The sequence below is a fragment of the Bacillus sp. CH_48 genome (assembly GCF_038008465.1).
In the GTDB taxonomy this organism is placed as follows: Bacteria; Bacillota; Bacilli; order Bacillales; family Bacillaceae_G; genus Bacillus_A; species Bacillus_A thuringiensis_S.
Genome location: NZ_JBBOZF010000001.1, coordinates 3,671,576 through 3,696,449 on the forward strand (window position 1 = coordinate 3,671,576; position 24,874 = coordinate 3,696,449).

Below are 24,874 nucleotides of genomic sequence, written 5' to 3' on the forward strand. Positions count from 1 at the left end.
AAGGCATTCGGTAAAGGGCTATGAAAATAAGTTTTTCTTCTTTACATCCTTTTGTGAATTTTTTCTATTATATCGGGGTGATGATACTATGTATGATGTGTCTTCATCCTCTTTTTTTAATTGGAGCAATACTATTAATTGTTATTTTAAATGTGATGCAAGGGAATAGCGAAAAGATAAGAAAGATGTTACCAAGCACAATTATTTTCTTTTTTATGGTCATTTTATTTAATTCGTTATTAACGCATAGAGGCCGAACGACATTATTTTGGTTAGGTGATAGCCGTATTAAGCTTGAGGCGATTATGTTTGGAATAGTAATGGGGTTATTACTAGTTGCAGTTATGTTTACGTTTGCGTCATACAATGATATTATTTCCAGTCATAAATTTTTATATCTGTTTTCAAGAATTTCACCGAAAGTTGCATTGTTAACGATGATTACAGTGAGATTTGTTCCTTTGTTTATAAGGCGATTAAAGAAAATCACACTCATTCAAAAGACGAAAGGTGTGCAGGTAGATTCAGGTTCGATAATTGAACGCGTCAAAAATGGTATGCAATTGCTGCAAGTATTATTAATTTGTTCATTGGAAGATGCACTGCAAACGGCAGATTCTATGCAAGCTCGTGGATTTGGTGTAACGAAACGTACGACATATATTCGCTATAGAATGGAAAAACGAGATTGGTATACGCTCAGTTATTTAAGTATTCTATTTATAATTGCTATCATATGTAGTACGTATGGCGGAGGAAAGTTAATCATTTATCCGAAAGTCGAATCTATTTTATTTCAGCAATACGATGGGATGATGTTTATCGTATTTACGATGTTTATTAGTTTACCAATTATAATGGAAGGAAGGGAATGGTTATGGTGGCGCATGCAGAAATAAACAATTTATCATTTGTATATGCTGATGAAAATGAAAAAGCGTTACAGCATATTTCTCTTTCTGTTCAAAAAGGTGAGTTTATTGCACTTGCTGGAGAATCGGGATCTGGGAAGACGACGTTATTAAAACATTTTAAAAAGGAGTTACTTCCAATTGGTACGCGTTCTGGAGAGATATTTTATGAGGGTGTTTTAATAGAGGAAGTAGCTGATTTGTTATCTGCCCAAGAAATTGGGATGGTATTTCAAAACCCAGAAAACCAGATTGTTATGGATACAGTGATTCAAGAATTAGCATTTTCTTTAGAAAATATCGGATTACCATCACATATTATTCAAAAAAGAATAGCAGAGCTTATTAGCTTTTTAGGATTTCAAGATTTATTGCATCAATCTGTTCATACGTTATCTGGTGGGCAGAAGCAGCTTGTCAATTTAGCTGCGGTATTAGTTATGCAGCCGAAATTGCTATTATTAGATGAACCGACAGCGCAGTTAGATCCAATCGCTGCAAAAGAGTTTTTAGGATTATTAAAACGGATTAATGAAGAACTTGGAATTACGATTATTTTAAGTGAACATCGTTTAGATGAAGTTATCCCGCTTGCAACACGCGTTGTTTGTATGGATAATGGCCGTATTATGTATGATGGTAGTCCTAAAATGGTTATTACGGATATGTGGGGAGTAGAAACATTCCGTCCATTTATTCCGCAAATTCCAAGGCTATTTTTAGAGTGGAATGTGAGAGATATTCCGTTTACAGTGCGAGAGGCGCAAATGAAAATGAATGATTTTACAGCGATATCATATGTAAATGAGCCAATAGCACAAAGTGAAAAGCAAGAGGTAATTTTAAGCGCAGAGCATATTTCGTTCCAATATGAAAAAAATAGTCCGCTTATTTTACGTGATTTATCAGTTTCGATTGAAAAAGGAAAATGGGTAGCGCTCGTTGGGAAGAACGGTACAGGTAAGTCTACACTGTTAACGATTTTAGCGGGATTGCAAAAAGCGAGAAGAGGGAAAGTAAAGTGGAATGGGAAAGTGATACATAAAATTGATTCGAAAGAACGATTTAAAAGTATTGGGTATGTATCGCAGCATCCATATTATCATTTTACATTTGATACAGTGTGGGAAGAAGTGTATGAACGTGCACGTGAATTATACGGAGAACAAGGAAAAGAAATAGCAGAAGATACGCTAAAACAGTTTTGGTTGTATTCGCTTAAAGAACGCCATCCGCACGATTGTAGCGGAGGAGAGCAACAATTACTTGCGTTATGTACGACGTTATTATCAAAGCCGACTTTATTATTACTTGATGAACCGACAAAGGGGTTAGATCCATGGAAGAAAGAAAGAGTAGGAGAACTATTTAGGAAGCTGCAAAAAGAAGGAACAACAATTGTAATGGCGACGCATGACATTGAATTTGCAGCGAAATACGTTGATCAATGTATGATGTTATTTGATGGAACAGTCATTATGAATGATGCACCGAAAGAATTTTTTAGCGGCAACTTCTTTTATACAACATCTATTAATCGATTCATTCGAAAAGAATTGCCATATGCATTAACGTGGGAGGATGTGTACGAAGCGTGTCCAAACGATATGTTGCATTCATAATATGTATCTTTGCAGTAATAATCGGCACATTACTTCTTACGACACTTGTCATGGACGGTTATTACATGTTAAGTAGTTTGTTTATATTAGCAGTTATTATGTTACCTTTCTATATCCGTTTTGAAAGAAAGGCGTTTGTTTCACGTGAAATTGTTCTCGTTGCTGTATTAGCGGCAATTGCAGCAGTAAGCCGGGTGCCATTTTCTATTTTACCAAGTGTACAACCAACTTCTTTTGTCATTATCGTTTCTGCAATTGTATTTGGAAGTGAAACTGGTTTTATGATTGGTGCTACAGCAGCAATCGTATCCAATATTTTTTTAGGACAAGGTCCATGGACACCGTGGCAAATGTTTTCATGGGGCATGATTGGTTTTATAGCAGGTCTACTTCGTAATACATTTTTTATGAAAAAGCTATGGGGAAGACTTCTTTACGGAGTAATTGTTGGCTTTTTATTTGGCTGGATTATGAATTTCTGGGGCCTTCTCGGTTTTATACGAGAAGCAACGTGGGAAACTGTCATTTCGTATTATATCGCAAGTTTTTACTTTGATTTGAGCCATGCGATTTCGAATGTTATTTTCTTATTACTATTTAGTACTTCATGGATTACGATTCTTACAAGATTTAAAAAGAAATACGGTATATTAGATGAGCATAACGTGACATAGAAAAGCATACTCATATAAGGTAGGGTCGCGACTTACATATTCGTTTGCCTCTTTCATGCTTCTTACATATTGTAAGGAGCATTTTTTTGTCAAAAAATTGATTTAATATGCATCCGTTATTATATAAAATTATTTGTATAATGGTAGGTGAGAACTTTTTTCAAAAGTGAGGTGTATAGTTAATGAAGTTAGTTATTCCGAAGCAACATGGTGCATGGGCCATGCTTGTTATTCCTTTTTTATTAAGTGTCATACTTGGGAAACCTACTATTTATCATATTCCATTGTTTTTAGCGTGGTTTTTTATCTATTTAGCCACGTATCCATTTCTTACGTACATAAAGCAAAGACGAAAAAAAGAGTTTTTACAAGCTGCCATTGTTTATTTCAGCATTGCGTTCCTATTTGGGATGATTTCTTTATTATATGAGTGGCGAATTCTTTTATTCTTAATAGTAATGATTCCATTATTTATAGTGAATATGTATTACGCCCGTCAAAAAAATGAAAGAGCACTATTAAATGATATTTGTGCAATCATTGTGTTTTGTATCAGTGGGTTAATTAGTTATTACTTTTCAATGAAGCAAATCGATCATACAGCTTTATTCATTGCACTTATTTCATTTTTATACTTTTTAGGTAGTACGTTCTATGTGAAAACGATGATTCGTGAAAAAAATAACCCGAAGTATCGTCTTATATCTTGGGGATATCATATCTTATTAACGATAATTGTATTTGCGATTAATCCGTGGTGTTCTCTTATTTTTATACCAAGTGTCATTCGAGCAATTGTGTTGTATGGCAAAAAAATTTCTATTATAAAAGTAGGAATTTTAGAAATTGCTAATTCTGTATATTTTTTAATCATAACGGCAATAATTATGAAGTATGCCATTTGAAAAAACTTCCCATCAATAGATGGGAAGTTTTTAATCTTTTTCTAAAATGTGAACGGTGTACTCGCAACGTTGAATAGCTTGTTCAACAGCATAAAGTGATTGTTCAATACGAGCGCGATTAAAATCTTTTTCAACTGTTTCGAGCGCTTCTTCTAAACAATTTTTAGCTTCTTGTAATGATTGAAAAGAATCTTGTACATATCCGCGAGCATTTTGATGCATTTCATAATCCTCCTTGCATGTTCGTATATGGGTAGTATGAACAGTAAGGAAGAAAATATAATTTGTTATATTTATTATATTTGTTTGACAATTAAAGTGGAATTACGTATAGTAAGAATTAAGTGAATATTTTCTTATCCAGAGAGGTGGAGGGACTGGCCCGATGAAACCCAGCAACCGCGATGCAGGTGCTAATTCCAGCAGAACATATTTGTTCTGGGAGATAAGACGAAGATATATACGTAACTTCTTCTTATCGGAGAGGTTTTTTTATTGCAAAAAAACCGATTACGAAAATTTATATTAAGAAGAAAGGGGTTGCGCATTACTGTGACACTCGAAAAATACGTAAAACTGCGTAGTACAGTTTATGAATATATGATAGAGCAAGATAAGCCGATATCATTATTAGATATTCAAGAACATATCGTTTCGCATCATGAAGGAAAATTCACGAAAAAGATGTTGCATCAATTTTATTTATCAAGATTATTAGACGAACTAAAACTGGATGGGAAAATTACATTAGCTGATGAATATCTCTATGCTGAAAAAGGGGTATTGTATAAGGCGAGAAAAGGGAGCTAAGCTCTCTTTTTTTCTTAAAATAACGGAGTATGTAGAGTAAAAGACTGCTAAAGCAGCCTGATACAGGGAATGGTGTTGAGTGTGTAGTGTCAAAAATTGAATGTGCCTGAAAGAGGCAATTCATATCGGCTGCAAATGAAAAGAGACACCTTCGCCGAATAGGTGTCAGTCATTTTGTCATATAGACTTGCTATTTGACAGTTATTAGAATAACATGCAGGGGTTGTGGAAGTCAAAAGGGAATTAAAGGAAGAGGTGTTGTTATGTATGCTTATTTAATAAAAGAACTATATAGGCATATTCCGAAATATATTATTGATAGAGGATATGAATATTATGAAGATGGACATGTAGAAGATGTTGAAGTACATGATAATAAAGTATTTGCTTTTGTGAATGGTAATGCAGGAAATTATGAAGTCGTTATCGACCTCAAAGATTTTTCAGAAAGTAACTGTGAGTGTCCCTATGAAAATTATTGTAAACATATGGCGGCAGTTGTTTATGATATTCAAGGCACTGGTGAGAGTGCAGTTAAAGAGAAACTGAAAGATTTAGAAAAGGAAGAGTTACTTACTGTATTAAACCGTTTATTACAAAGTTCGAAAAACGTGCAAATTGTAGAGAAGTTGTTAAAGAAGGGGAAACTTTAACTTATAGAGGGAGTTGTTATGTAGTGAATGTACTAATTGTATACGCTCATCCTAATCCTTCAAGTTTTAACGCGGCGATTTTAAATCATGTGCAAAAAGGACTACAGGAAACAAATCATTCAGTTACCGTACTTGATTTATACAAAGAACAATTTGATCCAGTCCTCGTGTTTCATGAAGAGAAGAAAAGACGTGATTTAGTAAATGAAGAGGAAACAGCTCGGTACAGAACGTTAGTAGAAGAAGCAGATACACTTCTATTCATCTATCCAATATGGTGGTGGGGGATGCCAGCAATTTTAAAAGGATTTATCGATCGTATTTTCGTAGCTGGATTTGCTTATAAATATGAAGGGGCTCTGCCGAAAGGATTATTGCAAGGGAAAAAAGCATGGGTTATTAATACGTTAGACTCGCCTCTATGGTACGTCGCATTGTTATATCGATCAGCAGATTGGATTATGATGAAGAGAGGTGTTTTACGTTTTTGTGGCATTCGCGATATAAAACGGTCAGTGTTTCAATCTGTGAAAACGAGTAAAGTATCAAAGCGTGAAAAATGGTTATTACAAATAGAAGAAAAGGCTCGTACATTATGAATGAAGTCGACCGTATTATAAACTGTGTTCAGTATGATGGCGAACTTTTTCGGAAGTATGTTACGCGTTTACTTCAATTGAAAAAATGCAGCGATACATTTCAACAAATTCAAATTGAGTTAAGAAATGACTACTTGATAAGAGGAATTTGTGAAAGAGAAGTTGATGAGGTAGTACGGGGAAGTAAAGAATATGAAATGCATTTTCTTCCTAAAGTATTACAGTGGAATTTTTTGAGGGAAAATCCATATCTAATTGAAAAAGTGTGTGAAGATTTTTTTGCGTTTGAGGCATTACATCTTAAGGACGTAGAGTGGAATACAGTTATAAATTGCATGGGAAATAAATGATTTATTATGTAAAAAAACTAGTATAAAACTAGCTTTTCGTTTAAATAAATAAGAAGTATAGACTAAATGATAAAACCCGCATATAGTAAGTTCACAACACAAAATCCCATAATGTCACGAGCACCTAAACCAGCTATCGCTAATGCTGGTAATGCCCAGAAAGGTTGAAAGGAACGGTATTTGAATATTGATCTAGTTGATTAATATGCAGCAAGTGCAAAAGGATTTTATTTTCTTTTGTGGAATGTTATTTATATTTACCTTATTAAAATTTAGAAAGGAGAATATTTATGAAACATTCCTTAATGGAGACAAATTCAGAACCAGAAAAGAAAGAATCGTTGCTTACACGATGTGCAAATATATTTTCGAGATGGTCTCAGAAATATGTCCCGGATGCCTTTGTTATTGCAGTGCTGCTCACTTTATTTACTTTCATTATAGCTTTGTTGATGAATCCCTCAAATCCGTACAAAATCGTAAAATCTTGGGGGGATGGGTTTTGGACTTATTTAACGTTTACAATGCAAATGGTATTGCTAATGGTTACAGGGATGACGTTAGCTTCTGTCCCGTTTATTAATAGAGCCTTGCAGTCTGTTGCAAAGTTAGCCGATACACCTCAAAAGGCCTATACGATGACATTTTTGATCAGTGCAATTGCATACTATATCAATTGGGGGCTAGCCGTAGTTGTGGGAGCTATCATTGCAAAGGAAGTAGCAAAAAAGAATGCGAATGCACATTTTCCATTACTTGTAGCAGCTGCTTATGCTCCGACAGCCTTATATAGCGCAGGTCTCTCCAGTTCTATTGGCCTGACAATTGCCACAAAGGATCATTTTCTTGTAGATATGATTGGAATTATTCCTACCTCACAAACAATCTTTAGTTACTCTACTTTAATTATTTTTTTCACTCTATTCATCACGATGCCAATTATTATTGTACTTATGGCTCCCAAAAGTGGGATTATCAGCTATAAAGCAATCGAAACTGATACAAATTCTTTTGTAAAACCTCCTCAAAAAAGTTTAACTCCTGCGGAAAAACTGGAATGGACACCAGTTTTAGGAATAATATTAGGCGCAATCGGCACGTTGTATTGTGTTTATGAATTCATGAACGGTCATAGTTTAGATTTAAATATCATTAATTTGTTTTTCTTGTCACTTGGTTTGCTCCTACATGGTTCTCTTGGTAACTTTGCACAAGGATTTAAAGAATCTGCGCAATCCATTTCTCCAATTATCTTACAGTTTCCATTTTATGCAGGGATTATTGCTGTTTTAGGTAGTTCAGGTTTGGGAAGCTCAATCATTGAATGGATGGCATCCATTGCGTCAAAGGATACATTTGATATATTTACATATTGGTCAGCGGGGCTGGTAAACTTATTGGCGCCATCTGGCGGGGGGCAATGGGCTTTACAAGGACCACTGCAGGTCCCGGCAGGATTGAAGTTAGGTGTAGATCCGGCTACTATCGCTATGGCGGTAGGTTGGGGGGACGCATGGACAAATTTGATTCAGCCGTTCTGGGCATTACCTCTTTTAGGTGTGCTGGGATTGAAAATTAAAGACATTATGGGTTATTGTTTCATTCTTTGCATTTGGGTTGGCATAGTTACAAGTTTATTGATGTTATTTGTATATTAGCTTTAATAGGAATGCCAATACTATCAAGTAATACTATTAAAATGAAAAAACCTATTCTTTCTATAAATATATAGGAAAGGATAGCGTTTTTTTATGTCTATTCTTGTATCTGATGAATTACAATTATTTGCTTAAGAATTTTAAAGATTGTTATCTCCAAATATCTTACGAGAGATTACTAGGGATGTTGGTTTTGTGCAACAAACAGATAGGTACCAAGCAAGTATTTAGTTACTTTATATGCTTGGATGAGTCAAAATACCACTAAAACTTCTTTCACATGTATGGAATGTACGGTTTTTTATCCACAAGCTGTTCTTTATCAAGCTCAGCATGATGATCACCATTAACATTATGGTTGAAAGTATACAATATGGTATGGCAGAACCGAGAGTGTTGGAAGTACTACGAGAACTGTTGGACATTATTAATAAGCGACAATAAAAATTTTTTCCTGAACGCAAGAGGAGTTTTTTATTGGGAATAGTAAGGATGAGGGGAGGTGCATTACATATGGGAAAAGGTAGAAGTAATAATGCAGGTAAAAAGCAACCAAATTTCGATGATTCATCTAATTTCGCTAAACAAAGCCAACCGACAGAAAAGAAGAAGAAATAAAAAAAAGGATCTCTCTATATCAAGAGAGATCCTTTTTTACTATATTGACGTTTTAGCACAACAGATCGAGTGTTCAATTGAATAGTCATAACTGTGCAAGGTTTAAACTCCTGCTTCCACTACTGTGGAAGCTTTTCTAAATGATGTGCAATATCAATATACATATTTGAATAAACCGAATGTATTTCATTACTTGGCGTTGCGTTAGAAGAGAAATGAACGATTACCATATTTGCTTTCGGATCGATGTAAAGTGTTTGTCCGTAACTACCTAACACTTCGAAAGCACCTTGTTCATTGTGGGGAATCCACCATTGATTATGATAAGAAATAGAAGCGCCAATACTAATTTCAAGTTCACCTTCTTGTACATTTTTTACACTTTCTGTAATAGAAGAAGGGAGAATTTGTTTTCCGTTATATTCCCCGTTGTTTAATAGTAATTGCCCGAATCTCGCCATATCTCTAGCAGTTGCATTTAAGCCAGCGCTTGCTTGTTCTATTTTCATTTCATCTGTAACGTAATACGCGTTTTCTTCCATACCAATTTGAGACCAAATTCGTTCGCTTACATTTTCAGCTAGTGATTTACCAGTAATAGTTCTAATAATCCAAGCAAGCGTTTCTGTTGATCCGTTATTGTAAGAAAAGGAAGAACCAGGCGGTGCAGTTTCTTCGGCTTCCCGTAACATATCATAAATTTTCATCGGACCGTCGTAATTTTTGCCGCGGGGTAAAATATTGCTAGCTAAATATAATTGTGCATCTTGATTTTCTAGCCCAGGTTGCTCATATCCATGAGTAGGATATTCAGCTGAAACTTGCATGTCCATTAATTGCTGAAGTGTGGCATTACCGAACGGTGTGTTTTTTAATTCTTTTATGTAAGTGTCAGCTGTTTTTTCTAAGTCAATACGTTTTTCTTCAGCGAGAGATTGTATAATTGCCCCGGTAAAGACTTTTGCTAATGATGCCATACCATGAGGTTCATTCTGTTTATACTCATTGAAATATCGTTCATAAACAAGTTGTCCATTATGTACAACGACAAAAGCATCTGTTTTGTTATCGTCTAAAAGTTTTTTTAGAGGAGTTGTATTTCCGAATCTACGCTCCACAGCAAAATCATCTAAGTTTTGCAATGCGGAAGGGAAGTGAGCAATTTGGTCAGGATTGTTTTTTACGTTATTAACTAAAGTGAATTCTTTCATATGGGTATATGACCAACGTAAGTAAGGGTCATTTAACCAGTTTTCTTTTGTCACATTATGTTTTGATGGGGTCGTTTTATTTTGTTTGAAGTAAGTAAACCCAAGCCCTGTAATTACAAATATGAATGTTAGTATAAGTAAGAGTAGGGGAGATCTTTTTAGTTTCATATATGGCCCTCCTTTTTATTTCTACTATAAGTATACGCTCGTCTTGAAAGAAATACAAAATAAGGAAAGTAAACGGGGAAGTTTACTTTCCTTATTAACGTTAAGCGGAAATTTTTCCGTCTGTAGGTTGTTTCTTGAATTTTTGTTTTCGTCCGTGTAATCCATAATATAAAAGTAAAGTGAACGCAACGATAATAGCTGCGATAAAATACATATTATGATAACTGGATTTCGCTGCGACAATACCTAAAATGAAAGAACCAAAACCAATACCACTATCAAAGAATGAGAAATACGTAGCTGTCGCAGAACCACGTCTATGGTTTGGAGCGGCAGAAATCGCAATCGTTTGGAAACTCGGAATTAATGTTCCGTAACCTAAACCGATTAGCATACCTGCGCCAAGGAACCAAAATGAAGTTTGTGCTTGGCTTAATATGAACATTCCGATTGTGAAAATAATGATAGCAGGGTAAACGAGTACATTTTCACCGAAGCGATCAAAAATCTTTCCTGTAAATGGACGAGAAATGACAACAACAAGTGCGTATAAAATAAAGAAGTAACTTGCAATTTCACTTAAACCGAGTTCTTTCGCATAAATAGGAATAAAGGATAAAATACCACTATAAGAAAAGGCTAAAACAAATCCTGTAAGTGCAATTGGAATAGAAGATGGTTCGATTAAGTCTTTCCATTTCATTTTTTCACGTTTTTGTTTGCTAACAGGTGCTTCGTGAGGAATATCGACAAGTAGTCCTAATAAAAATGCAAGTAATGAAAATACGGAACAAACGATAAATAACACAGTAAACGAAAAATGAGAAATAATTGTTAAACCTAAAAAAGGACCAATTACCATCGGTAGACTCATAAATACGCCGAAATATGCAAGTGCTTCGCCTCGTCGATGAGCTGGCGCAACATCAGTTACGATCGTACCAGTAGCTGTCGTTGCCATCCCGAACCCAATACCGTGTAAGAAGCGAAGGGCAAGTAATAAGAATAAACTTTGCGCACCGAAATACATAACAGTAGCGGCTAAAAATAATGAAAGTGAAATAAATAATATTTTCTTTCTTCCTAAATCATCGAGCCATTTTCCTGTGAATGGTCTACATAAAACAGAAGAAATAAGAAACACAGTTGCAACTAAACCAATTTCCTCAGGTTTTCCTTTTAGGCCGTCTATTACATAGACAGGCAGAGTAGTCATAAGCATGTAAAATGTTAAGAAGAGAAATAGACTACTAAAACAAGTTCCGAGGAAATCCTTCGTCCAAAGTTTCTCACTTTGCATCGTCATCCCTCCAATTTAATCTAAATTTTTAATAATTTGTTGTAACATTTGAAATGCTTGATGTAAATCATCTTCGTTAATACCTTCTAGCGTTTTTTCTTCGAAAGTATCAACTTCTTCTTGCCATACTGGAATCATCTTTATCGCTGTTTCGGATAAAGAAATAAGCTTCTCGCGGCGATCTTTACCTTCTGTACGAATAATCCATCCCATCGTTTCCATACGTGTTAACGTACGAGTCATCGTTGGTGATTCAACATTTAAATACTGGCACAATTCTGTTTGCGTACAAGAACCAGTTTGATTAATGCGGAAAATAACAGCCCATTGCGCACTAAATAACCCTGTTGGAGATACACGTTCATTAAATTTCTTCGTAAACTTTCGAGAAGTCTGGCTGACGATGTGAAAAAAATGTTGTTTTTCGTCCATGTATTTTGATCCTTTCAAATTAGTTACCTAGCTAACTATATACTTTTTTATAATAATTGTCTAGTAATAGACATGTTGATTTATGTAAAAAATTCTTATAGGTTTTATGTTGCGAACGTACATTCTACGTGCTATTCTTTAATTAAGTAAAGAATTTTCTTTCTATTAAATAGAATGGGGGAACTTGTGATGATTAAGCCTGCAACAATGGAGTTTGTTTCACTATCGAACGGAGAAACGATTGCATATCAGGAAGTTGGAAGGCGAAATACAGATATTCTTTTACTCATTCACGGGAACATGACATCGTCACAACATTGGGATTTAGTTATTGAAAAGTTGCAAGATCAATACCATATTTACGCTCTTGATTTAAGAGGGTTTGGACAATCAACGTATAATCAGTCCATAGATTCATTACAAGACTTTGCAGAAGATGTAAAATTATTTATCGACGAGTTAAAGCTAGAGAAATTCTCATTAATGGGCTGGTCAATGGGCGGTGGCGTTGCGATGCAATTTACAGCGAATCACCCAAATTTTGTAGAAAAGTTAATTTTAGTAGAATCAGTAGGAATGAAAGGATACCCAATCTTTAAAAAAGATACGAATGGGCAGCCGATTGTATCAAATTTAGTAAAGACGAAAGAAGAAATTGCGCAAGATCCAGTACAAATCGCTCCAGTATTAGATGCGATAAAAAATATGAACAAACTATATTACCGTACAGTATGGAATCTATTAATATATACGCATAATCAACCTGAACCGGACCGTTATGAAAAGTATTTAGATGATATGTTAACGCAACGTAATTTCGTAGATGTGAATTATGCGCTCATTACATTTAATATTTCAGATGAACATAATGGGGTTGTAGAGGGAAGTAAGCAAATTCATCGTATTAAAGCGCCAACACTCGTCATACAAGGTGATAGAGATTATGTCGTACCGCAAGTAGTCGGTGAGGAATTAGCGAAACATTTGCCAAATGCAGAGTTGAATGTATTAGAAGATTGCGGACACTCACCGTTTATTGATTGTTTAGATGTATTTATAAAACATGTAGAGAATTGGTTAGAACAGAAATAATCCCCGAAATGAGAAGTGTTGCATATACTATAACATTTGTATGTATAAGGGGAGATTATCAATGCATAAACCATCCTTAATCGCTTATTCGCCATATAATCATCATATCTATACAAAAATAATGATAGATCCGATGTATATGCAAGTTTCACCAGCTGTAGTTCCTTTACAATTGCAGCAGCCACTAACAGCTCATATGCAACATTACTTATATGGACCATCATTTTATGAAAATCCATATTTTAAACATTTTCATTACAATGTGAAAGCACAAGTTTGGGAAGGATAAGATAACAAGCTAAAAGGTTCATTCTTTTAGCTTGTTTTTTATTGCGAATATTCGTACACGCATTTGCAGAAACAGTTTATAATGAAAAGTGGAAAGCGTGAGAAGGAGAGGGACAGAGGATGTCGATGCGTTTTACTTTTTGGATTATGGTTGGGATTGTAGCAATCTCGGGTTTATCACAAGGAATGCTCTTACCTGCCATTGCAATGATTTTTGAACAAGAAGGGATTAGTTCAAGTATTAATGGTATTCATGCGACGGCATTGTACATTGGGATATTAGTTATTTCGCCGTTTCTTGAAAAACCGATGCAAAGGTTTGGAATGAAGCCGATTATTGTTATAGGTGGGTTTCTCGTTATTATTTCATTATTCTTTTTTACACAAACATTTTCGTTTTGGGTATGGTTTATCCTTAGATTTCTAGTTGGAGTCGGAGATCATATGCTTCATGTCGGAACACAAACGTGGATCACGACAACATCAGACCCAAGTAAAATAGGGAGACAAGTATCGATATACGGTGTATTCTTCGGAATTGGTTTTGCTGTTGGTCCGTATTTAGCAAGCACTGTGCAGTACGGTCTTGCAACGCCATTTATTATATCTACTATACTTTGTCTAATAGGTTGGCTTTTACTACTTCCAACAAAAAATGCATTCCCAGCGCAAGATGAAAGAGAAGTGAAGAGTGAATCATCATTTTCTCGTTATAAACAAGTTGTTGGATTAGGATGGATTGCACTGCTAGGACCACTTGCATATGGCGTACTTGAAGCAATGCTAAACAGTAACTTACCAGTATACGCACTTCGTAAAGGGTGGTCTGTTTCAGATGTATCCTTCTTATTACCAGCATTTGCAGTTGGGGGTATTATTACACAAATTCCGCTCGGTATATTGAGTGATAAATACGGAAGGGACCGTATATTAACGTGGACGTTTAGCATAAGTACGGGCATTTTTCTACTTGCCGCCGTATTTGATCAATATTACTGGATCGTCTTTGCCTGCATGCTTTTAGCGGGTATGGTTATTGGATCGTGCTTCTCTTTAGGGCTTGGATTTATGACTGATTTATTACCGAGACATTTACTACCGGCAGGTAATATATTATCCGGAATCGCTTTTAGTTTAGGAAGTATTATGGGACCTGTATTAGGCGGCGTATTTATAGAAAAAATACAGTATACAAGCTTTTTTATTGCGGTTATGATTATAATGGGAATTCTCGCAATGTTATATATGGTCTACATGAAAAATCAATTTGCATCAAGAAAAATAGAAAGTAGGTTAGGGCATGACAAAACAACCTAATAAAAAGAAATTTGAAGTACTTGAAAATGAAACAATTACAGACTGCTTAGCACGTATGGAACAAGAAGGCTACGCTCCGTCTCGTCGTATGGAAGAGCCAATCTTTCATGAAGTAAAGAAAGACGGCAAAACAGTAGTTGAGCCGTGCGGTAGGAAGATTGTTTTTGAAGGGAAATTGAAGTAATCCAATAACAAATTCTCTTTATAGTATAGAGCCATCCAATAGTTGGGTGGCTTGTTTTTTTATTAATCAATGAAGGAATTGAATAGAATGAATCTCTCGTTCATTTCTCCTAATGGGCTTCTTTATATGGGACAAAAGATTGCTACTTTTTTCGTATATTGGTAAAATAAGTTCTTGGGTCTTACTTATTGTTATCGGTATAATGTTTGTCGCTTGAATGAAAGAAATTAGTTGCAAAAATTTTGCACTATGCAAAGGGGTACAGCAACGATCCCTTTTTTGGAGGCACTTTAAACATAAAGCGAGAGAAGAGGCTATATGAACGATTCTCCTATCTTGTTTAAATATTAAACGAGTTACTGCAATTGGAATAGGTATATCAAACTAGTCGACATCCTGATGGATCATCTTTTTCTAGTAACCTATCACTTCTGATGGAATCGATAGATTGCTAGAAAGCGGAAAACAATTATTAGTATATTCCGAAGCAGGTGTAACAGAGTGTCCTTCCATAATTAAGGGTAAAACCAAAATACGTTGTTTTAAAGAATGATTTGTTAGAACTGGTTATAAGGAATAAAACAGAAAAGAGGATCACATGTTAGATACTTTACAGAGAAGTAAAAAGTTTTTTTTAGTATGTCTTATTTTTTTAGTGCTTTTAACCGCTTGTGGTAATACAGATGTTAAGACATCTAAAGCTTCATTACCACCGGCTGAATCCAATATAGATACATCATTAAAAGCACCAAATTGGGTAGAGAAAAGTCCTATCCAACAGTCTCCTAATTTTACGGAAGATAAAAAAGTACAATCGGTTGTGAATTTAATAGCAACGGGTGATAATTTATATCATGACGCAGTAATTAAAGATGGCAAACAAAAAGACGGTTCATATGATTATAATTATATTTATGAAAATATCAAAAAAGCTGTTAAATCAAGTGATCTTGCTATAGTGAACCAGGAGACTCCGATTGCCGGAAATAATTTAAAAGTACAGGGATATCCGACTTTCAATACACCTGAAGAAGTAGGACAATCTTTAGTGGACACTGGATTCAATATAGTGACGCAAGCGACAAATCACGCTATGGATATGGGTATTAAAGGTGTTGCGAATACAAGAGAATACTGGAAAAAATATCCGGATGTTATCCCAGTAGGTATTAATGAGAGTAAAAACGAGCGTAATGAAATAAAAACGATTACAAAAAATGGTATTCGTTTTGCGTTACTAAATTATACATATGGTACGAATGGAATTAAAATTCCAGCTGATAAGTCTTGGGCTTTAAATTTAATTGATAAAAAAGCGATACAAAATGATGTGGAAAAGGCAAAGAGTAGCTCTGATATGGTGATTGTTATGGTGCATTGGGGAGTAGAATATACCTCAACACCTTCAAAGCAACAAAAAGAAGTTGCTCAATATTTAACAGATTTAGGTGTAGATGTAGTAATTGGAAATCATCCACATGTAATTCAACCAATTGAGTGGAAACAAAATAAAGATGGACATGAAACGCTAATCTATTATTCTCTTGGAAATCTTATTTCTGCGCAAGAAAAATTAGAAACATTAGTTGGAGGATTATCTTATGTACAATTTGTTAAGTATGAAGATAAAACTTTTGGTATACGACAAGCGGCAATCGTACCGACAGTAACCGACTATGCTGATGGTAAGAAACAATTTAAAATTCAATTTTTAAAAGATTATTCGGATGAAAATTCTAAAAAACATGGAATTAAAAAATTTGTCGGCCCGGTTTCTTTGAAGGATTTCAAGGAGATTCCTAGAGACGTGTTGGGAAATTGGTATAAAGACTAATAAACAAAAAGGGAATGAGATACAATTAAAAAATTTATAATTTTAGCATTGGTATTAGCAATGGGATGGAGTCTTGCTGCTTGTAGTGGAAAGCAAACATCTCAGGCAACTACTAATAATAACGATAAAAATAAAAATGAAATACATGCGAAGAAAAAAGATGTTTTACCTATCTCTGATGTTAATGATTGGAGAATTATCCTTGTAAATAGAGAGCATATGTTATCAAAGGAACTAGGAATTGAATTAACAAGTATCACCCAAAATGCGAAGCCAAATATGAAAATAGATAGTAGAATTGCAACTTCCTATCAGGATATGGTAGCAGCTGCAAAAAAAGAGGGAATCAATCTTTATTTAAGATCAGGTTATCGAGCTATAAAATTACAACAAACTTATTATGATGCTTCAGTTAAAAGCTATAAATCTCAAGGTTTGTCGGATAAAGAGGCTAGTGCTAAGGCATTGGAATATCTTCAGTATCCTGGTGCAAGTGAACATCATACTGGATTAGCGTTAGACATTATTTCAGTTGAATGGCAGAATACTGTAGAAGATTTAAATGCAAAATTTGAAACTACCGATGCATTCAAATGGTTAGATAAGAATGCTGCAGAATATGGATTTACTCTCCGCTATCCAAAAGAGAAAGAGAATATTACTGGCATTAAGTATGAGCCATGGCACTATCGTTATGTAGGAAAAGAAGTTGCTGTCTATCTAAAAGAAAAAGGGTTAACTTTAGAAGAATATAACGAAAAAATTAAGTCTGGTAAGTAAAAATATGCTTTAATTTTATTAAATATTATGCACTGCTACAAGAAAAGGTGAATCTAAGGATGTGTTAACTTTCCGCCTAGTATTGTAAAAACTGAGTATGATAATTTGAGCACGTACGAACCAGTTATCGTGTAAAAAGATGTATGTATTAAGAAATTAAAGTTAAGGATCTGATATTCATATCAGATCCTTTTTCTATCGTTCTTTTAAGAGCGACTGAGCCAAAATATTGGAATGAATATAGAAATAAAACAGCCCAAGGAATAGTATAACGAATCAGGGAGTCTACTCGTACGCTTCATTGGGATTATCGAGAAATAGTTGTTGATGAAATAAGAAAGAATTGGTCTTACTCTCAAGCAAGGATTTAATATGAATGAATTGGATAAAAGGAAATAATAAATACATAGTCATATTGATTAAAGTTTCACTTTATTGAAGAAAAATGCGAAAGCCATTCATAAAATATGGAAATGTTAAAATCCCTTTGATAAAATAGCAATATGTAAAAATAATTATTTGTTAATTCTTAATGTAATGAATATTCATGTTTAAATATACGAATTTAACTACATAGTTATTGTGCTAAAGGGGGAGAAAGATGTTAGATGAATTGTACAATGCTTTTTTAAATGCGTCTGGTTTTACAGAAAGTGCGAGGAAACGAGATCGGTATGATGATTTACATGATTATTTAAAAGATAAAGAAAGAGAGTTAAAGCAATTCATTCAAGAGGCTGAATCAGCGAAGAGAGAGTATGAGAGTAAAAGTAATGGCTTAGAAGCTAATAAAATTCCGGCAGTTGAATTTGAACAAAAACGTCATGAAAAGGATGAAGACTTAAATACAGTATTATCCTATTTTAAAAGTGCATTAAGCGATATTGGATCTGCAAAAAGTACAGCTTATGCAAAGTATTTGGAATATAAAGCGAAAGCAGAATCGGAGAAAGCGTCAGCATACGCTGCAGCGACCAAGTCTTTTGAAGAAAAGAAAAAGGAATTTGAAAACTTTATCCATTAAGCATACAAAGAATGGAGGGAACCAACATGAGTGGTAAAGAGGTTGAAATTATAGGAAGTAACACTGCAAGTGCCATTTCTTACGCACAAAACATTGAAAATGGTATGAAGGATTCTTTAAACCAAGCGAAAGACTTAAAAGCATATGTCACAGGTGCGAAATGGAATGGAAAAACGCGAGATGCTTTTTTAAGTTACCTTGATTTGATCATTCAATATAATTCAGAAATGGTAGAGGCATTTGAAGGGCATACGAAAGCTTTGAAAGAGTTAGATAAAAGCATTCAAACGTACGGAGATAGATCGGAAGTAAGGGCGATAAAACAATTGTGATGGAGAAACGGGGGATAAAAGAATGGGGAAAGAAATGAGTTTTGCACCTGCTGAATTATATGTTCTCGCAGGTGCAGCTGGGGTTACCGATATATTTGGATTGCCAAACCGTGACGCAATTATTTTACTTGATGCAGAATGTGTCACGAAAGCAACTACGAGTTTAAAAGAAAAAGGCCTACTTACAAGTGAAAATGGAATTACCCCTGCAGCTTTTCAAATAATTGAACTATTAAAGGAATATGAAAATTGTCATGAATACACGAGAATGAATAATGTATTAATTGGCTTTTTAAAAGAGGATAAAGACCGAGTGGCTGTATTAACAGAAATAGAACCAAATAAAAAATACGAGATCGACTACATACCAAAACCGGACGTATATTTTTCATTATTAACACGCATACCCTTCTTATTGAGAGAACCGAGAGAAATAGAAGATACATTTTTCTCAAAGAGAATGACAGAGGCAGAACAACAAACATTTGAGGAAAAAGATTTATCAAATAAAGACGTTATAGCGATAGAAACGTATACGAGGCCTCGAAGTAATAGAGGAGGAAAATGGGAATGTTTCTTATATTTCACTGAAGGAGAAGATTTCGTTCAAATAGATGTAGATCGTAATCGATATGACTGGGTGAGCCTCTATGCGGTTAATAAGAAATTGTATGACGTGTTAAAAATGCCATATAAAAAGTTAATTGACCCGAGACAATTCTCGTTAGGAGGTATTCAATAATGCAAGTATCAATGGGAGATAGTGGTTCTGGTGGTGGAGAAGAAGTATTAGTTAATTTTCAAGAACTACTAGATATAGTAATGAAGTTAGAAAATATATATAAAATCCATGTAGACGTCATTGGAACGAATATTGAGAGTTTATTAAGCTGTGATTTTTATCAAAAAGGTGAAGCGATGAGAGTAATTGAAAAATATCCTGATATATTACACAAAACACTAGAATTGGCTGAACACTATTCTAGGTCAGCGACAGTTGTAGGGAATGTATGTGTAGAAATGCTTGAAAAGGACGAACAATTACGTGAAATATTAAGTAAGTTGTAGAAATCACCATACGGCTGGGGGGATGAAAACGAGATGGATGTGAAATATAGACCTGAACCATGGCAAAACATGGGAGATGGTATGAATCGAATTACAAAAGATGCACTCATGAAATTACGGGAAGCAAATGAATCATTAAAAAGAATTGATGGAAGAATACGAGATTTAGACTCGGATGGTAGTATACATTTTAATCCTAAAGATCAATCGCAAAAAATCGGGGAATTACTTGATAGTTATACGACATTACAAAAATATTGCGGAGAAGCAGGGCGATTAGTCTCTGAACATATAGATAAACCTTTTTTAGTAGAAATGGATAAATTCGCTCAAAAAGTGAGAGATACATCTATTCTCAGTTTTGAAACAAATAACCGAATTGGCTCCACAACAACGACAGTATTACCAGGTGCGCATGCGGGCTACGGAAGTGTACCACAAACAATACAGAAGAAGAAAGATAAAATAACAGTAGAAGATATTTTTAAAGATTCACCTGCATTTGATAATGTACTGAGAGAGGAATACAAAGAACTAAAAAAACGAAATCCAGATGCAAAACTAAATTATGAAGAATATAAGAAAGTAGTCCCATCCACACGAGGATTTGAATACAAATCGATAGAAGATGAACAGAAAAAACTAGAAATGGTGCGAGACATAGGAATAGGCGTAGGAATCATCATCACAACAATCCTTTGCCCACCACTCGGGGCCGCTGCCGCAGTAGTATACGGAGGTGTACAAATAAAAAGCGGTATCGACGGAGAAGACTGGGGAACACACCGGAAATTGAGCCAAGAAGAGCGGGTAGGAAACATCATTTTTGGTGGATTAGACGCAATCCCAGTTGTTGGAGCAGTAGGAAAAGGAGTAAAAGCATTCAAAGGGACGAGTGAATTAGCTGATTTAGCCAAATTATTAAAATTCAAAGAAGGAATGCCTGGTTTTAATCCAAATTTGGGTAAAAATGTGGTACAATCGCTTAAGGAAAATAAGACTTTAAAAAATGCACTAGATGCTATGAAAAATACTCCTATTCCAGTAGCAGTTAGGACGGTGGATACTGGAATAGGAATGAAGTTTCCTTATATAGAATCTTCAACTGTTGGAGAAGTAGCCGGAAAGTTTTCAAAGGCAAGTACGGCAGCTAAGGATGATGCTTATCAACTTGCTAAGGGTAGTGGAGGGGTTAAGGGTACGGGTGAAGCTACTAGACTTATTCCAGGTACCCCTGGAAAGGTTACAGGAGGTAGTTCTACAAAATTAGGGCAAAATTTATTGGAATCCATGGGGCTTCCACGTTCTGCATCACGGAAAGGATATCAGGCGCAACATATAATACCTAAAAATTTAAGAAATCATCCGGTATTAAAGAAAATTGGAATGGATATGGATCATGCTGATAACGGGATATTTTTACCGATACCAGCAAAAGATCCAAGTGCTTTGTCTAGGCATAGAGGATTTCATAGTGTATATAATAATGTGGTTAAAGATCAGTTAGATAAATTAAATATCAATCAAAGTATTAAGGAGTTGGAACAACAAGTATTTGAATTGCAACAAAAATTAAAAAAAGGTACAGAAAGTGGCTTGCCATTATACAAATCAAAGGTATTAGAAATTGGTATTGAGAAGTTTTACAAAACAAAATTAAATGAAGAAATAAAGATTTGGCAAAGAGGTGGCGGTGCTACTGAAGAACTTTGGGAAAGGTGGATAAATAAATGAAGTACGGAAAAAACACTCAATTAGTCGAAGAGGTTATTAATTTTATTACAAATTTACAACTTTTTCATAATGAAAACCTTCTAAATCGTGATGTTGTTATGGTTAATGAGTATGAAAGAGCACAAGAATTGGCATGGTCTCAAGATTTGGATGAGGTTGAAAACGTTTGGGAAGATATTAAATCCTCAGAAGGTGGGGAAATAATAGGACAATTATATGAGCATGATTTAAACTCTATGGAGCGTCCTATAAGGGAGATTATTCAATTATCTGAGAACTATCCAGGTGATTTTGTATTACAATATATTGATATTTTTGAAGAAATAATTGGAGATTTACATATGTGTGCACTAAATCGTTTAGTAAATGGAAAAGTTGATAATTTTTATGAAAGAATCTTTGAGGTTTATAAGCTTGGGGGATGGCCTTGTGGATGGGAAGGTGAATATCCACAAGGGAGAATAATTGTATATTCACCAGATAAAAAATAAAGTATATTTGTAGTGGAAAGAAAAACAATAAGTGGTTTAAAAGTAGAGACCCATGATGGTTGTACCATCATGGAGTATTACGTACAATGATAGAACAGAAAACGAGGTGCGAGCTTAGGTGAGATGACATTTTACCGAAAGATGAATATAAACGCATGGAAGAGACATAAAATTAACGAACTCGTACAAGCTCGTTAGTTTTAAATTAATATTTGTCACGATATATATAAGGTGTCATACTATTATTATAAAACTTATAAATTAAAGCTACTTAAAAACAGATGAACTTAAAGCGCTTGATTGTCAATTATGGCAACAAGTGCTTTTTTGCATTTTAGAGTAGAAATAAGTTGGTAAACGTATAATTTTATAAATGTATTAAGTGTTAAATTTTATAAACTGTAGTGGCTTTGTACAGTGTACGACACTACTAGAGAAAAAACTATTGTAAAAATAAAGGGTTGTATTATGTTTTGAAGTCATCGTAAAGTACGTTTTAACGGATTTACGTTACGAACACGTTATCCGCAAAAAAACGGATAAACGTTACAGGGACTCAAATTACTGTAACGGGAGGGGATTTATGATGGGAAAGAAAGTAGTTGGTTACATACGAGTTTCAACGGAAGGACAAGTACGTGATGGGTATAGTTTAGCGTATCAAATAGAAGAGATTGAACGTTACTGTAACGAAAATAATTTAGAACTACTTCGTGTGTATGAAGATAGAGGATTAAGCGGAGCGACTGTTGATGAAGAGGGATTAACAGTTGAACGTGATGGACTACAAGAGCTATTGTCCGATATGGCGTATAAACAAGTAAGCTATGTTGTTGTGTTGAATACATCACGATTGTGGCGCTCTGATATGGCGAAAGTATTGATACAACGAGAACTAAAGAAACATGAAGTAGATGTGAAGGCAATTGAACAATCAAGCTATAGTATTTACACACATGATCCAAATGACTTTTTGGTGAATGGCATGTTAGAACTATTAGACCAATATCAAAGACTTGAAATTGCATTGAAGTTAAGTAGAGGTAGAAAGAAGAAGGCTGAACGAGGTGGATATGCAGGTGGTGGCGTACTTTTTGGCTACAAGGCCAAAAAAGGACAAAAGGTGTTAGAAGTAGATGCTGGGAAAGCAGTAGTTGTACGTAGACTATTTGAGTTAAGACACATTTTTAAACATTGGTCACTTACCCAATTGGCAGAACAATTGAATGTAGAAGGCTACTGCACAGCGAAAGGTAAACAATTTACGAAAGTACAAGTGAAACGCATGTTAGATAGAGAGAATTTTTATCGTGGCATGTATAAATACGGGAAAATACAAACAAAAGGACAACATGCAGCAATTATTTTATAAACTCACTTAAAAAATTAGCTCATTTTACTATACATACTACTAAAGAGATGAAAAATGGATAGGCTTGCGTACCTATGCGCATCGAAAGATGAACGCTCGAACTAAGGTTGCCGACATTTTTGTATATGACTAAATCATTGAATAGAGGGATGAGTTATGCATAATAGACAGAACTATTTGTATGTAGGAGTAGATTTACATAAGGAGTATCATACGGCTGTTATTATTAATTGTTGGCAAGAGAAATTAGGAGAAATACAATTTGAGAATAAACCATCTGCATTTTCGAAGTTTTTATTAGAAGTAGAGACATATGTGAGTGATGGTTTATCAGTTGTATTTGGTTTAGAGGATGTTGGCGGTTATGGAAGAGCATTAGCGAAATATTTAGTAGATCATGAACAAGTAGTGAAAGAAGTAAATCCAGCTTTATCATTTTTAGAACGAAAGAGCCAAGTGATGATACAAAAAAATGATAGTTGGGATGCGGAATGCGTAGCCCGTATACTAATAAATAAGTTAAATCAATTACCAGATGCAAAGCCAAACGATTTATTTTGGTCGATACAACAACTAGTGTCAAGAAGGAATGCATTAGTAAAAGCACAAAGTGCGTTAAAGAACCAATTACATATTCAATTAAACCACCATTATCCAAGTTATAAAAAGTTTTTCTCAGAGTTAGATGGAAAAACAGCATTAGCATTTTGGCAGCAATATCCGTCACCCTCTTGTTTAGAGGGGGCAAATATAAAACAATTAACAGCTTTTTTATTAGATGTTAGCAACAATACATGTTCAGTAAAGAAAGCAAGCGACATATTAAAACTTGTAAAAGAAGATGGACATACAATGAAGGAATATCAAGAAACACGAGACTTTTTAGTAAGAAGTATTGTACGGGACATTGAGTTTAAAAAGACAGAAATGAAATACATCGAAAGAGAATTAAAACAGCTAGTAAATCTACTAGATTATCAATTAGAGACGATGCCGGGAATAGAACTTGTGACGGCATCGGCATTAATTGCAGAAATTGGGGATGTAAGGCGATTTTCAAATGCCAATAAATTAGCACGATTTGCGGGGATTGCACCTGTTTACTTTGGTTCTGGTGGGAAAGGTAAGACACACAAAAGCAAACAAGGAAACAGGGCGCTACACGCTTTATTTTATAATTTAGCAGTACAGCAAGTGCAAGTAGCAAAAGGGAGTAAGATGCCACGAAATCCAGTGTTTCATGCGTACTATCAAAAGAAGCTTAAAGAAGGAAAAACAAAAGGACAAGCATTGGTATGTATTATGAGAAGGCTTGTAAACATTGTATATGGCATGATGAAATATAAAACAGCTTATGAATTGCCGGTAGTGGAAGAAAAAGAAGTAGTTTAATAAGGTTTTACATGGTTTGCTTTTTTATTGTGAGGGTTTAAGATTACAACATAGG

General features: G+C 34.7%; 27 protein-coding genes, 2 pseudogenes and 1 riboswitch. Of the genes and pseudogenes, 24 read left to right on the forward strand and 5 right to left on the reverse strand.

The features are described 5' to 3' along the window. Positions 1-20 precede the first annotated feature (20 nt). The 4 genes from N2V92_RS18475 (at position 21) to N2V92_RS18490 (ending at position 4,112) form a co-directional block, all read left to right on the forward strand. The gene (locus N2V92_RS18475) at positions 21-899 is read left to right on the forward strand and encodes an energy-coupling factor transporter transmembrane component T (RefSeq protein WP_016077455.1); all 879 of its coding nucleotides are present in this window, start codon (positions 21-23) and stop codon (positions 897-899) included. Then, positions 872-2,533, forward strand: coding sequence for an ABC transporter ATP-binding protein (locus N2V92_RS18480; protein WP_016077456.1), 1,662 nt, complete (start codon positions 872-874; stop codon positions 2,531-2,533). The genes N2V92_RS18475 and N2V92_RS18480 overlap by 28 nt, the downstream gene beginning before the upstream one ends. Then, the gene (locus tag N2V92_RS18485) at positions 2,506-3,207 is read left to right on the forward strand and encodes an ECF transporter S component (RefSeq protein WP_000044907.1); all 702 of its coding nucleotides are present in this window, start codon (positions 2,506-2,508) and stop codon (positions 3,205-3,207) included. Before N2V92_RS18480 ends, N2V92_RS18485 begins: the two co-directional genes overlap by 28 nt. Before the next feature lie 182 nt (positions 3,208-3,389). Next, entirely contained in the window at positions 3,390-4,112 is a 723-nt protein-coding gene (locus N2V92_RS18490; RefSeq protein WP_016077457.1) for a YwiC-like family protein, read from the forward strand. A gap of 30 nt (positions 4,113-4,142) precedes the next feature. Here the strand turns inward: N2V92_RS18490 and N2V92_RS18495 are convergent, their stop codons facing one another. Then, positions 4,143-4,334 (reverse strand): hypothetical protein, encoded by a 192-nt coding sequence (locus N2V92_RS18495; RefSeq protein WP_000554032.1) that lies wholly within the window; start codon positions 4,332-4,334, stop codon positions 4,143-4,145. 131 nt (positions 4,335-4,465) lie between these two features. After that, a riboswitch (SAM riboswitch) is annotated at positions 4,466-4,564 on the forward strand. A gap of 100 nt (positions 4,565-4,664) precedes the next feature. On the opposite strand from N2V92_RS18495, the gene N2V92_RS18500 reads away from it, so the two are divergent. The 4 genes from N2V92_RS18500 (at position 4,665) to N2V92_RS18515 (ending at position 6,524) form a co-directional block, all read left to right on the forward strand. Continuing rightward, positions 4,665-4,922 (forward strand): hypothetical protein, encoded by a 258-nt coding sequence (locus N2V92_RS18500; protein WP_000171476.1) that lies wholly within the window; start codon positions 4,665-4,667, stop codon positions 4,920-4,922. 263 nt (positions 4,923-5,185) lie between these two features. Further along, positions 5,186-5,575, forward strand: coding sequence for an SWIM zinc finger family protein (locus tag N2V92_RS18505; protein ID WP_000271475.1), 390 nt, complete (start codon positions 5,186-5,188; stop codon positions 5,573-5,575). Between the two features lie 23 nt (positions 5,576-5,598). After that, positions 5,599-6,174: an NAD(P)H-dependent oxidoreductase gene (locus N2V92_RS18510; protein WP_001101653.1), complete on the forward strand. Its 576-nt coding sequence runs from the start codon at positions 5,599-5,601 to the stop codon at positions 6,172-6,174. Then, entirely contained in the window at positions 6,171-6,524 is a 354-nt protein-coding gene (locus tag N2V92_RS18515; protein ID WP_001006485.1) for a hypothetical protein, read from the forward strand. Before N2V92_RS18510 ends, N2V92_RS18515 begins: the two co-directional genes overlap by 4 nt. A 40-nt stretch (positions 6,525-6,564) precedes the next feature. On the opposite strand, the pseudogene N2V92_RS18520 reads toward N2V92_RS18515, so the two are convergent. Next, a pseudogene (locus N2V92_RS18520) lies at positions 6,565-6,691 on the reverse strand (TIGR00366 family protein); the annotation flags it as partial. Positions 6,692-6,814: 123 nt separating this feature from the next. On the opposite strand from N2V92_RS18520, the gene N2V92_RS18525 reads away from it, so the two are divergent. Further along, entirely contained in the window at positions 6,815-8,182 is a 1,368-nt protein-coding gene (locus N2V92_RS18525; RefSeq protein WP_000682890.1) for a short-chain fatty acid transporter, read from the forward strand. A gap of 147 nt (positions 8,183-8,329) precedes the next feature. Beyond that, positions 8,330-8,478, forward strand: a pseudogene (locus tag N2V92_RS30045) (IS4 family transposase); the annotation flags it as partial. 441 nt (positions 8,479-8,919) lie between these two features. Here N2V92_RS30045 and N2V92_RS18530 read toward each other — a convergent pair. The 3 genes from N2V92_RS18530 to N2V92_RS18540 form a co-directional block, all read right to left on the reverse strand. Continuing rightward, positions 8,920-10,179 carry a serine hydrolase domain-containing protein gene (locus N2V92_RS18530; protein ID WP_000769540.1) on the reverse strand — a complete coding sequence of 420 codons (1,260 nt, stop codon included), beginning with the start codon at positions 10,177-10,179 and terminating at the stop codon, positions 8,920-8,922. A 100-nt stretch (positions 10,180-10,279) separates the two neighbouring features. After that, entirely contained in the window at positions 10,280-11,479 is a 1,200-nt protein-coding gene (locus N2V92_RS18535) for an MFS transporter (protein ID WP_001190318.1), read from the reverse strand. A 15-nt stretch (positions 11,480-11,494) separates the two neighbouring features. After that, positions 11,495-11,911 (reverse strand): MarR family winged helix-turn-helix transcriptional regulator, encoded by a 417-nt coding sequence (locus N2V92_RS18540; protein ID WP_000343679.1) that lies wholly within the window; start codon positions 11,909-11,911, stop codon positions 11,495-11,497. A 189-nt stretch (positions 11,912-12,100) separates the two neighbouring features. Here N2V92_RS18540 and phaZ point away from each other — a divergent pair, with 189 nt between their 5' ends. The 14 genes from phaZ (at position 12,101) to N2V92_RS18610 (ending at position 24,819) form a co-directional block, all read left to right on the forward strand. Then, on the forward strand, positions 12,101-13,003 hold the full coding sequence (gene phaZ / locus N2V92_RS18545) for an intracellular short-chain-length polyhydroxyalkanoate depolymerase (RefSeq protein WP_016077458.1): 903 nt from the start codon (positions 12,101-12,103) through the stop codon (positions 13,001-13,003). 61 nt (positions 13,004-13,064) lie between these two features. After that, positions 13,065-13,292 (forward strand): hypothetical protein, encoded by a 228-nt coding sequence (locus N2V92_RS18550; protein WP_000549498.1) that lies wholly within the window; start codon positions 13,065-13,067, stop codon positions 13,290-13,292. 119 nt (positions 13,293-13,411) lie between these two features. Next, the gene (locus tag N2V92_RS18555) at positions 13,412-14,608 is read left to right on the forward strand and encodes an MFS transporter (RefSeq protein ID WP_000062776.1); all 1,197 of its coding nucleotides are present in this window, start codon (positions 13,412-13,414) and stop codon (positions 14,606-14,608) included. Next, positions 14,592-14,792, forward strand: coding sequence for an NETI motif-containing protein (locus N2V92_RS18560; protein WP_000166303.1), 201 nt, complete (start codon positions 14,592-14,594; stop codon positions 14,790-14,792). The genes N2V92_RS18555 and N2V92_RS18560 overlap by 17 nt, the downstream gene beginning before the upstream one ends. A 598-nt stretch (positions 14,793-15,390) precedes the next feature. Then, complete coding sequence (locus N2V92_RS18565) at positions 15,391-16,626, forward strand: CapA family protein (protein WP_000887606.1); 1,236 nt, start codon at positions 15,391-15,393, stop codon at positions 16,624-16,626. A gap of 48 nt (positions 16,627-16,674) precedes the next feature. Continuing rightward, on the forward strand, positions 16,675-17,406 hold the full coding sequence (locus N2V92_RS18570; RefSeq protein ID WP_000241987.1) for a M15 family metallopeptidase: 732 nt from the start codon (positions 16,675-16,677) through the stop codon (positions 17,404-17,406). 601 nt (positions 17,407-18,007) lie between these two features. After that, on the forward strand, positions 18,008-18,430 hold the full coding sequence (locus N2V92_RS18575; RefSeq protein WP_016077459.1) for a hypothetical protein: 423 nt from the start codon (positions 18,008-18,010) through the stop codon (positions 18,428-18,430). 26 nt (positions 18,431-18,456) lie between these two features. Beyond that, a complete protein-coding gene (locus tag N2V92_RS18580) occupies positions 18,457-18,762 on the forward strand; it encodes a WXG100 family type VII secretion target (RefSeq protein ID WP_000014538.1) in 306 nt (101 codons plus the stop codon). A gap of 22 nt (positions 18,763-18,784) precedes the next feature. Continuing rightward, entirely contained in the window at positions 18,785-19,504 is a 720-nt protein-coding gene (locus N2V92_RS18585; RefSeq protein ID WP_000514121.1) for a DUF5081 family protein, read from the forward strand. Next, positions 19,504-19,830 (forward strand): hypothetical protein, encoded by a 327-nt coding sequence (locus tag N2V92_RS18590; RefSeq protein ID WP_001198201.1) that lies wholly within the window; start codon positions 19,504-19,506, stop codon positions 19,828-19,830. The genes N2V92_RS18585 and N2V92_RS18590 overlap by 1 nt, the downstream gene beginning before the upstream one ends. Positions 19,831-19,863: 33 nt before the next feature. Then, positions 19,864-21,564, forward strand: coding sequence for an AHH domain-containing protein (locus N2V92_RS18595; protein ID WP_000382747.1), 1,701 nt, complete (start codon positions 19,864-19,866; stop codon positions 21,562-21,564). Further along, positions 21,561-22,055 carry a hypothetical protein gene (locus tag N2V92_RS18600; protein ID WP_000873544.1) on the forward strand — a complete coding sequence of 165 codons (495 nt, stop codon included), beginning with the start codon at positions 21,561-21,563 and terminating at the stop codon, positions 22,053-22,055. The genes N2V92_RS18595 and N2V92_RS18600 overlap by 4 nt, the downstream gene beginning before the upstream one ends. A 586-nt stretch (positions 22,056-22,641) precedes the next feature. Then, on the forward strand, positions 22,642-23,427 hold the full coding sequence (locus N2V92_RS18605) for a recombinase family protein (protein WP_000516939.1): 786 nt from the start codon (positions 22,642-22,644) through the stop codon (positions 23,425-23,427). Positions 23,428-23,583: 156 nt separating this feature from the next. Next, positions 23,584-24,819: an IS110 family transposase gene (locus N2V92_RS18610; protein WP_000551903.1), complete on the forward strand. Its 1,236-nt coding sequence runs from the start codon at positions 23,584-23,586 to the stop codon at positions 24,817-24,819. Positions 24,820-24,874 lie beyond the last annotated feature (55 nt).

Coding starts and splice junctions, on each gene's coding strand:
- N2V92_RS18475 (WP_016077455.1), top strand. CDS start 21: ATGAAAATAAGTTTTTCTTCTTTACATCCTTTTGTGAATTTTTTCTAT.
- N2V92_RS18480 (WP_016077456.1), top strand. CDS start 872: ATGGTTATGGTGGCGCATGCAGAAATAAACAATTTATCATTTGTATAT.
- N2V92_RS18490 (WP_016077457.1), top strand. CDS start 3,390: ATGAAGTTAGTTATTCCGAAGCAACATGGTGCATGGGCCATGCTTGTT.
- N2V92_RS18495 (WP_000554032.1), bottom strand. CDS start 4,334: ATGCATCAAAATGCTCGCGGATATGTACAAGATTCTTTTCAATCATTA.
- N2V92_RS18505 (WP_000271475.1), top strand. CDS start 5,186: ATGTATGCTTATTTAATAAAAGAACTATATAGGCATATTCCGAAATAT.
- N2V92_RS18515 (WP_001006485.1), top strand. CDS start 6,171: ATGAATGAAGTCGACCGTATTATAAACTGTGTTCAGTATGATGGCGAA.
- N2V92_RS18525 (WP_000682890.1), top strand. CDS start 6,815: ATGAAACATTCCTTAATGGAGACAAATTCAGAACCAGAAAAGAAAGAA.
- N2V92_RS18530 (WP_000769540.1), bottom strand. CDS start 10,179: ATGAAACTAAAAAGATCTCCCCTACTCTTACTTATACTAACATTCATA.
- N2V92_RS18535 (WP_001190318.1), bottom strand. CDS start 11,479: ATGCAAAGTGAGAAACTTTGGACGAAGGATTTCCTCGGAACTTGTTTT.
- N2V92_RS18540 (WP_000343679.1), bottom strand. CDS start 11,911: ATGGACGAAAAACAACATTTTTTTCACATCGTCAGCCAGACTTCTCGA.
- phaZ (WP_016077458.1), top strand. CDS start 12,101: ATGATTAAGCCTGCAACAATGGAGTTTGTTTCACTATCGAACGGAGAA.
- N2V92_RS18550 (WP_000549498.1), top strand. CDS start 13,065: ATGCATAAACCATCCTTAATCGCTTATTCGCCATATAATCATCATATC.
- N2V92_RS18555 (WP_000062776.1), top strand. CDS start 13,412: ATGTCGATGCGTTTTACTTTTTGGATTATGGTTGGGATTGTAGCAATC.
- N2V92_RS18560 (WP_000166303.1), top strand. CDS start 14,592: ATGACAAAACAACCTAATAAAAAGAAATTTGAAGTACTTGAAAATGAA.
- N2V92_RS18565 (WP_000887606.1), top strand. CDS start 15,391: ATGTTAGATACTTTACAGAGAAGTAAAAAGTTTTTTTTAGTATGTCTT.
- N2V92_RS18575 (WP_016077459.1), top strand. CDS start 18,008: ATGTTAGATGAATTGTACAATGCTTTTTTAAATGCGTCTGGTTTTACA.
- N2V92_RS18580 (WP_000014538.1), top strand. CDS start 18,457: ATGAGTGGTAAAGAGGTTGAAATTATAGGAAGTAACACTGCAAGTGCC.
- N2V92_RS18585 (WP_000514121.1), top strand. CDS start 18,785: ATGGGGAAAGAAATGAGTTTTGCACCTGCTGAATTATATGTTCTCGCA.
- N2V92_RS18590 (WP_001198201.1), top strand. CDS start 19,504: ATGCAAGTATCAATGGGAGATAGTGGTTCTGGTGGTGGAGAAGAAGTA.
- N2V92_RS18595 (WP_000382747.1), top strand. CDS start 19,864: ATGGATGTGAAATATAGACCTGAACCATGGCAAAACATGGGAGATGGT.
- N2V92_RS18600 (WP_000873544.1), top strand. CDS start 21,561: ATGAAGTACGGAAAAAACACTCAATTAGTCGAAGAGGTTATTAATTTT.
- N2V92_RS18605 (WP_000516939.1), top strand. CDS start 22,642: ATGGGAAAGAAAGTAGTTGGTTACATACGAGTTTCAACGGAAGGACAA.
- N2V92_RS18610 (WP_000551903.1), top strand. CDS start 23,584: ATGCATAATAGACAGAACTATTTGTATGTAGGAGTAGATTTACATAAG.